The sequence below is a fragment of the Actinomycetota bacterium genome (assembly GCA_035759705.1).
GTDB lineage: Bacteria > Actinomycetota > CADDZG01 > JAHWKV01 > JAHWKV01 > JAJCYE01.
In genome coordinates, this window is record DASTUJ010000060.1 from 1 (window position 1) to 8,061 (window position 8,061).

8 protein-coding genes are annotated in these 8,061 nt (G+C 65.1%); 4 read left to right on the forward strand and 4 right to left on the reverse strand.

From position 1 onward, the window contains the following. A partial coding sequence (locus VFV09_03940) for a hypothetical protein (GenBank protein ID HEU4866861.1) occupies nt 1-227 on the reverse strand: 227 nt, incomplete at its 3' end. Next, entirely contained in the window at nt 224-841 is a 618-nt protein-coding gene (locus VFV09_03945; GenBank protein ID HEU4866862.1) for a hypothetical protein, read from the reverse strand. The genes VFV09_03945 and VFV09_03940, both read right to left, overlap by 4 nt. A gap of 176 nt (nt 842-1,017) precedes the next feature. On the opposite strand from VFV09_03945, the gene VFV09_03950 reads away from it, so the two are divergent. Continuing rightward, entirely contained in the window at nt 1,018-3,309 is a 2,292-nt protein-coding gene (locus tag VFV09_03950; protein HEU4866863.1) for a sodium-translocating pyrophosphatase, read from the forward strand. A 378-nt stretch (nt 3,310-3,687) separates the two neighbouring features. Here VFV09_03950 and VFV09_03955 read toward each other — a convergent pair whose 3' ends face one another. Continuing rightward, on the reverse strand, nt 3,688-3,948 hold the full coding sequence (locus VFV09_03955) for a type II toxin-antitoxin system VapB family antitoxin (GenBank protein ID HEU4866864.1): 261 nt from the start codon (nt 3,946-3,948) through the stop codon (nt 3,688-3,690). Between the two features lie 83 nt (nt 3,949-4,031). Between VFV09_03955 and VFV09_03960 the strand changes: the two genes are divergently transcribed. After that, on the forward strand, nt 4,032-4,604 hold the full coding sequence (locus VFV09_03960) for an OmpA family protein (GenBank protein ID HEU4866865.1): 573 nt from the start codon (nt 4,032-4,034) through the stop codon (nt 4,602-4,604). 76 nt (nt 4,605-4,680) lie between these two features. Here VFV09_03960 and VFV09_03965 read toward each other — a convergent pair whose 3' ends face one another. Next, the gene (locus VFV09_03965) at nt 4,681-7,026 is read right to left on the reverse strand and encodes an APC family permease (GenBank protein HEU4866866.1); all 2,346 of its coding nucleotides are present in this window, start codon (nt 7,024-7,026) and stop codon (nt 4,681-4,683) included. Nucleotides 7,027-7,088: 62 nt separating this feature from the next. On the opposite strand from VFV09_03965, the gene VFV09_03970 reads away from it, so the two are divergent. Both VFV09_03970 and VFV09_03975 read left to right on the forward strand, forming a co-directional pair. Further along, complete coding sequence (locus VFV09_03970) at nt 7,089-7,769, forward strand: TrkA family potassium uptake protein (protein ID HEU4866867.1); 681 nt, start codon at nt 7,089-7,091, stop codon at nt 7,767-7,769. Beyond that, nucleotides 7,766-8,061, forward strand: a 296-nt coding sequence (locus VFV09_03975; GenBank protein ID HEU4866868.1) for a TrkA family potassium uptake protein, incomplete at its 3' end; no start/stop codon positions are given. The genes VFV09_03970 and VFV09_03975, both read left to right, overlap by 4 nt.

Here is an 8,061-nt window from a genome sequence, read left to right on the forward strand (position 1 = left end):
ACGTCGGTGCCCAGAACGGCGACGAACAGCGGCTGGCCGAGCTCGGGCTTCCAGGTGGTGCCGGCAACCTTGTTGATCCCCACAGCGGCCGGGCTTTCCGTGGCGCCGGCCGGCCGGACGATGGGAGCCAGGGCCCACCAGAGGAAGGCCACGGCCATCGCCGCAACCACGACCAGGGCGACAGCGGCCCGGCGGACACGGCGGCTCAGGTTCCCGGGGACGATCAAGGGGCGGCCCCCTCGGTTGCGTTGAGGTTGGTGGTGAAGGCGGAGATCTTGTAGTCCTCGCCCTCCCGTTGCAGCCAGAAGCTCGCCGCATGCCGGATTACGACGTCCTCGCCGTCGGCCGTTGGTTTGCCGACCGCCTCGAAGCTGACCGACGCCAGGCCCAGCGGCAGGCTGCCGTCGGTGTCGACGAAGAAGGTGAGCCGGTCGATGTTCTGGACGTTAGACGTGACGCTTTCGATCTTGTCCGACAGGTCGCTCATCGCCAGGTTCCCCAGGTTGGCGGCCTGGCCGGGCTGGGCCTCGGCGGTGAACAGGGGAGCGAGGTCGGGGTGCTGCCCGCCCTGCCACTTGGCCGGGTCCAGGAAGGCGGCGGAGTAGAAGTTGTTCATGAGGGTGGTGATCTTGGCGGCTTCGACGGCTGCCTTCGCCCCGGAGTCGCCCCGGTTCTGCGGGTCGATCGTGCGGACCTCGCCCAGCTGGAACGCAGCCTCGGCCGCCTTGGGCTTCTCCTCCTTGTTGCCCGGGACTATGTCCCTGGCTTGCTCGCACGCGCCCATCAGCACTGTGAATGCCAGGAGTAGCGGGAGTGCCCGGAGGAGTCGGTTGCTTGCCACGGCACCGCATTCTGCCCTAACGCCGGACCAACACTCAAACCCGCGGCTCCAGCCGGCAGGGGTCGCAACCATAGGCTGGGGCAACCTAGGTATAATCCCCCACGGCGGAAACTACCCCAGCACCCTGAAATTGGGCTGCCACGCATCAATCGCAAACCGACGGAGGCTCACCCCGCATGCCTGGACCTTTATATCTCGCCGTTGAAGGCGGCTCCATCGACGTACAGCTGGACTCGTTCGAGCAAATGTCGCTCTATATCATCCTGGGAATTTCGGTCCTCGCACTGTTGGTGGCTGGTTACTTTGCCAAGCAGGTGCTGGCCGCACCGCGCGGCACGGAGAAGATGATCGAGATCTCCGACGCCATCCAGGAGGGCTCCCGCGCCTACCTGAAACGGCAGTTCAGCACCCTGTCGATCTTCGTGGTGATCCTGACGCTGGGGTTGTTTTTCCTCCCGGTAGGCGAGGTCTCCGGAAACGCCGGCACCGTGAAGATTGCCCGGTCGATCGCCTTCCTTCTGGGCGCCGGCTTCAGCGCATCGATCGGATTCGTCGGCATGACCCTGGCGGTAAAGGCGAACGTACGAGTAGCCAACGCCGCCCAGGAGTCCCAGAAACGGGCCCTGACAATCGCCTTTCGGGCGGGCGGCGTCTGCGGAATGTTCACGGTCGGTCTGGGCTTGCTCGGAGCGGCCGCTATCTTTTTGATCTTCAAGGGCGACGCCCCGACCGTGCTGGTCGGGTTCGGATTCGGTGGAGCGCTGCTGGCGATGTTCATGCGGGTCGGCGGCGGTATCTTCACCAAGGCCGCCGACGTGGGCGCCGACCTGGTCGGCAAGGTCGAGCAGGGAATCCCTGAGGACGACCCCCGCAACGCAGCGACCATCGCCGACAACGTGGGCGACAACGTCGGCGACTGCGCCGGTATGGCGGCCGACATCTTCGAGTCGTACGAGGTGACCCTGGTCGCCGCGCTGATCCTCGGCTTCACCGCTTACAGCACGTTCGGCGCCCGCGGCGCCGCCATCGGCGTCATGTTCCCGCTGTTCGTGCGGGCCATCGGCGTCATCACCTCGATCATCGGCATCTACCTGGTCAACCCCCGCAGCGAATCCGAGAGCGGCATCAAGTCGATCAACCGGGGCTTCTTCTACTCCGGCATCCTGTCGGCTCTGCTGGTCTTCCTGCTGACCTACCTCTACTTCAAGCCCAACGGCGAGGTCGACTGGGCGCCTGCCTGGGCGGTCACGTTAGGACTGGTCCTGGCAGCGGTAATCCACTACCTCACCGAGTACTACACCTCGACCGAGAAGAAGCCGGTCAAGGAGATCGCAGCGGCGACCCAGACCGGTCCCGCAACCACAATCATCTCCGGCTTCGCATTCGGCCTCGAGTCCACGGTTTGGTCGATTGTGGCCATCGCCGGCGCCATCGGCGGGGCGTTCCTGCTCGGCGGGGGCGACGAGGCCAAGGCGCTGTACATGATCGCCCTGACCGGTATGGGCATGCTGACGACCGTCGGAGTCATCGTCTCGATGGACACCTTCGGCCCGATCGCCGACAACGCCCACGGCGTTGCCGAGATGTCCGGGGGCCTCGGCGGCAAAGCCGACGAGATCATGGCCAGCCTGGACGCAGTCGGCAACACCACCAAAGCAATCACCAAGGGCATGGCAATCGCCACCGCCGTCATCGCCGCCACCTCGCTGTTCGGGTCCTTCCGGGACTCGGTCATCGATGTCGGAGGCGAGATGTTCCGGGACTTCGCGGTCCGGATCGACCGGCCGGAGGTCCTAATCGGGCTTCTGATCGGTGGAGCGGTCCCGTTCCTGTTCTCCTCGCTTACCATCTCGGCCGTAGGCCGCACCGCCTTTGCAGTGGTGCAGGAGGTGCGCCGCCAGTTCCGGGAGCACCCCGGGATCATGGACTACACCGAGAAGCCCAACTACGCCCGGGTGGTCGACATCGTGACCAAGGCGTCGCTGCAGGAGCTGGCAACCCCTGGCCTGCTGGCGGTCCTCACCCCGATCCTCGTGGGCTTCGCCCTGGGGGCCGAGGCGCTGGGCGCATTCCTGGCCGGAGTCATCCTCTGCGGCCAGCTGCTGGCGGTCATGCTCAGCAACTCCGGTGGAGCCTGGGACAACGCCAAGAAGCTGGTTGAAGAGGGCGCCTACGGTGGCAAGGGCTCCAGCTCGCACGAGGCCGCCGTCATCGGCGACACCGTGGGGGACCCGTTCAAGGACACCGCCGGCCCGGCGCTGAACCCGCTCATCAAGGTGATGAACCTGGTAGCAGTGCTGGTTGCGGTCCCCGTCGTGACGATCATCAACGTCGAGCCGGACCCCACGGTGCGGTACGCGGTGGTGTTGATCTCGGCAGCGATCCTGGCCTGGACCCTGAGAGCGTCCAGCCGCCGCCAGGTGGAGGGCATGAACACCGCCGGCGCGGAGGCGTCCGACCTGGCGTAGTAAGCGCAGTCAAATAAGGAGGCCGCCGGGCAACCGGCGGCCTCTGTCGTTAAATCGCGCCCTTGCCACACCCCGTGGCATTCGTCAGCGACCGGCACAGCCCATCCATGGTTTGCGGGCGAGCGCGGCCAATCCGGCGTACTAACCTTGTTCGGGCAACAAGCTGAACGTTGTCGAGGTTTGCGACCGAAGGTATACGAACCCCATCCTCCGGGCCGACCGCCACCTCGGTGCTGATTCCTCTGACGGTGGAGGTAACCGGGGCGCCGATTACTGAGTTCAGCAGCGAGCCCATCGGGTCGCGGGTGAGCACTATGAGGGGACGAATTTTGTCGAGGTCGGCAAGCCAGACCTCTCCCCTTCGAGGCGCGGGCGCCATCAAGCAGGACCGTCGTACAACGCGAGCCAGTCGGTTTCATCGGCCAGATCCGGCGGTTCCGAAGAAGAAGCAAGGAGTGCCTCCTCGGAGGTGGTTGGAAACTGCCGGTAGGCGGCCACGTCGTTTTCAATCAGTTTGCGTCGGATCAGGGTGTCGAGTGCGAGGTCGATGACCCCCGACGTCGTCTTTGCCCCCGACAGGTGGCGTGCTTGCTCGGCCTTTGCGGAATCGAGGGTGATTGTGACCTTACGTTTCGCCATACCTTTCATACTACCTTGTGTAGGGCGCTGCGATTATGGGTTGGAGCGTGTGATGTCAGGCGGCCCTTGGGTACCATCGGATCATGCTCGGCGGATTGAAGTCGCAGGTTGCCACAGCAATGTTGATCGTGGTGTGTGCGGCCGGCTGCGGAGGCGGCTCGGAGGAGGTCATCCAGGCGGACCCCGACTTGATCCAGTCGGATACAGGCGCCGCCGGAGGGGACCAGGAGGCCCGGGTCGACGAGATCCTCTCGGAACTGCAGACGTCCCAGAGTGCCGAGGGGACCGTGATCACGCTGCCCGAGAACATCCTGTTCGACTTCGCCTCGGCCCAATTAAAGCCGGAGGCGCCGGCGCAGCTGGACCGGATCGCCGAGGTGCTGAGGCTCTACAACACGGCGCCGGTCACGATCCGGGGCTTCACCGACTCCACAGGTCCCGAGGAGGCCAACCGGAACCTCGCCCGCCGCAGAGCGGACTCTGTGAAGAGCTACCTGACCGAAGGACCGGCGATCGAGCCCGGCAGGCTGACGGCGACCGGCCTCGGGGAGCAGGACCCCGTGGCGCCGAACGAGAACCCCGACGGGAGCGACAACCCGGAGGGCCGGGAGCAGAACCGCCGGGTGGAGATTGTGGTGGAGGGCGTTCAGCGCTAACCGCGGGAGCCTGCCCCCACGCTGCCGGAGTGCAGACCGGTCGTGAGGGACAGGTAGCCGGGAACCGCCGCCTCGTCTAGGTGACCTGCTCGACCTTCTCCGGTGGGTGCTTGCGGGCCTTGTGGACCCGGTAGGGCACGTCGATCACGATCACCTCGTCCTCGAAAAGCAGCGATGTCTTGATGAAGAAGGCGGTCTGGGTGTGCAGCAGGTTCTGCCACCACCGCGGCACGACGAACTCCGGAATCACCACCCCGACTGCGTCGCCGGGCGAAGTCCGCAGCTCGCGCAGCTCCCGTTTCAGCGGGTCCATCAGGTCCCGGTACGGAGCGTCGACAACCTCCAGCGACACGTCGAAGCCCAGCCGGCCCCACTCGGCGGTGAGCTTGGCGGCGTCGCCCGGCTCGGTCTGGATCGACAGCGCTTTGAGCTCTGACGGGTTCAACGAACGGGCGTACTGGATCGCGCGGATCGTCGCCCGGTTGATCGACGACACGACCACTACCAGCGCCAGCCGGGTGGGGGCCTGAAGCCTGCGTGGCTCGGGATCACGTTCGGGGTTGTAGGGGATGCCGATCAGCACCGTCCCGCTTTCGTACAGGAACACCCGCTTGAGCTTCAGCATGTCCCGGTTCTTGAAGACCTGGCCGAACCACGACTTATAGTGCGGGTCCGGGAAGATCACAGTGACCGGGTCCTCCGACTGCGGGTCCATCGACCGGACGAAGTTCAGCACGTCGTTGGCGCTGTCGCCGACCTCCTCGATGGGAGTCGTGACGCCCATGTTCTCCCACCGGTTCCTGAGGTCCATCAGGCGCTGTTCGGAGCACCTCCACGCCACCGCCCTCAGCTCACGGGGAGCGATGGCCCTGGCGATCGCCAGCGCCTTGGTGGCGCCCCGGAACCTGGAGACCACCAGAACGACCTTCTCGCTGCGCATGTCCGGCAGCTTGTCGTCGAAGCTGAGCTCCTGCTTCACGTGGTTGTAGTGCTTGTTGATCTTGTAGAGGATCGTCGCCAGGATCGGGATCAGGACGATGATCTGCCATGCGCCGCCCCTGAAGTGCGGGGCCTCGCCCTCGGCGAGCGGGCTGAAGAACTTGGTGATCGACACGATTATCAGCACGATGAACGTGGTGACCGCCCCGAACCCGCTGATCAGCACCTTGCGCTTCCAGCGGGTGTCGAGCTCCTTGCCGCCGGTCTGCGCCTTCCGCCGGGCCCGCATGGTGAAGACGACCATTCCGGCCTGGGAGAGCGTGAAGCTGGTGAACACACCGACGACGTAGAGCGGGACGATCCGGTGGACGTCGGCTTTGTAGTTGATGAGGATGCCTGCCGCCGCTGCGGTGAGGATCAGGATTCCGTTGGAGAATGCGAGGCGGTCGCCGCGCTGCCCGAGACCACGGGGGACGTAGCGGTCCTTGGCCAGGATCGACGCCAGGCGGGGAAAGTCGGCGTAGGCCGTGTTGGCCGCCAGGAACAGGATCAACGCGGTGAACGCCTGGACCACGTAGAAGAACCAGCTGGTCTGCCCGAAGACGGCTCCCGCGATCTGCGAGGTGACGGTCCGGCCCTCCTCGATCAGGTGGGCGTCGACGCCGACGGCCTTCGACAGGTACGTGATCCCGATGAACAAGAGTCCGAGCAGAACGCCCAGGATCAACAGAGTCTGCGACGCGTTCTTCGACTCCGGGGGCTTGAATGCGGGGACCCCGTCGGAGATCGCCTCGATACCGGTCAGCGCAGTCGACCCGGAGGCGAATGCTCGCAGGATCAGGAACAACGTGACTGCCTGGGTCGCCTCGACGTTGGACTCCGGCAGCCGGGTCAGGTCGCCGGTATAGGACTTGTACACCCCGACCACGATCACTGTGAACATCGCGATCAAAAAGCCGTAGGTGGGGACGGCGAACAGCCCGCCGGACTCCTTCATGCCCCGTAGGTTGAGGGCTGCGATCAGGCCCACCGCGCCGAGCGCAATGGCCACCTTGTGGTCCGCCACCCCCTCGAGCGCCGCGCCTGCCGCAGCCACACCGGCCGCGATGCTGACTGCGACGGTCAGGACGTAGTCGATCAGCAGCGCCGAGGCGGCAATCAGGCCCGCAGGCGCCCCGAGGTTCTCGTGGGCCACCCGGTAGGCGCCTCCGCCCTTGGGGTAGGCCTCTACCGTCTGCCGGTAGGAGAAGACCACCACCGCCATGACCACCACCACCGCCAACGAGATGAAGGTCGAGTAGTGGAGTGCTGCCAGGCCGCCCGCGGCCAGTACCAGCAGGATCTCGTCGGTGGCGTAGGCGGTGGACGACAAAGCGTCCGATGAGAAGACCGTCAAAGCGATTCGCTTCGGAAGGCGATGGGAAAGTTCGTCGTGGGTCGACAGTGGGGGCCCGACGAAGAGGCGCTTGAAGAATCTATTCATTTTCGGGAATCTTACGTCTGCAAGGTAAAGTCGGTGACGTTCTTCACTTAAGGATTGAGTCCATGCACGCAGTGATCGTTGGATGTGGACGAGTCGGAGCCGAGCTCGCACAGGCCCTGGAGGGCCGGGGCTACACGGTTGCGATCATCGACAAGGATCCGAACGCCTTCGAGCAGCGAGTGCTGCCCGGGTTCTCGGGTAAAAAGCTGGTCGGGGTCGGGTTCGACCAGGAGATCCTGGAGGAGGCAGGAATCGAGGACGCCGACATCTTTGCATCGGTGACCCGGGGCGACAACACCAACATCGTATCCGCCCGGATTGCCAAGGAGCATTACAACGTCCCCCACGTCGCCGCCCTCATCTACGACCCCCGGCGGGCTCAGATGTACGAGCGCCTGGGGATCGCCACAGTCGCCACAGTGGCGTGGGCGACCGACCAGATCCTGGCCCGGGTGCTTCCTTCGGCAAAGTCCGTGGAGTGGACCATCGGCTCCGGAGAGGTCGTGGTTATCGGGTTCCCGGCTCCTACCGAGTTCATCGGCCGGCCGGTGGAGGATCTCCGGGATCCCGCCAAGGCCCGCGTGGTTGCCATGTCCCGCTTCGGGACCACCCAGATCCCCGATCTGAAGACAATCATCCAGGAGGGCGACATCATCCACCTGGCCGTCGCCCGCTCGGCACTGCCTGAGATGGAGGAGCGGCTCGGCTTCGATCTGACCGGACACGCAGGGGGAGAAGAATGAAAATTGCCATCGCCGGCGCCGGTAACGTCGGCCGGTTCATGGCCAAGGACCTGTTGAGGCTGGGCCATACCGTGATCCTGATCGACCAGAATGCGGAGCTGATCAAAAAGCACCAGCACCGGATCGCAGCCACCTGGGTGGTTGCGGACGCCACCGAGCCGTTGACCCTTCAGGGGGCCGGGCTATCCACGTGCGACGTCATGGTCGCTGCGACGGGCGACGACAAGGTCAACCTGGTTTCATCGCTGCTGGCGAAGCAGGAGTTCGGAATCCGCCGGGTCGTCGCCCGGGT

What these genes read in the sequence shown, in the direction of transcription:
- VFV09_03950 (HEU4866863.1), top strand. Translation starts at nt 1,018, where the DNA reads ATGCCTGGACCTTTATATCTCGCCGTTGAAGGCGGCTCCATCGACGTA.
- VFV09_03955 (HEU4866864.1), bottom strand. Translation starts at nt 3,948, where the DNA reads ATGGCGAAACGTAAGGTCACAATCACCCTCGATTCCGCAAAGGCCGAG.
- VFV09_03960 (HEU4866865.1), top strand. Translation starts at nt 4,032, where the DNA reads ATGCTCGGCGGATTGAAGTCGCAGGTTGCCACAGCAATGTTGATCGTG.
- VFV09_03965 (HEU4866866.1), bottom strand. Translation starts at nt 7,026, where the DNA reads ATGAATAGATTCTTCAAGCGCCTCTTCGTCGGGCCCCCACTGTCGACC.
- VFV09_03970 (HEU4866867.1), top strand. Translation starts at nt 7,089, where the DNA reads ATGCACGCAGTGATCGTTGGATGTGGACGAGTCGGAGCCGAGCTCGCA.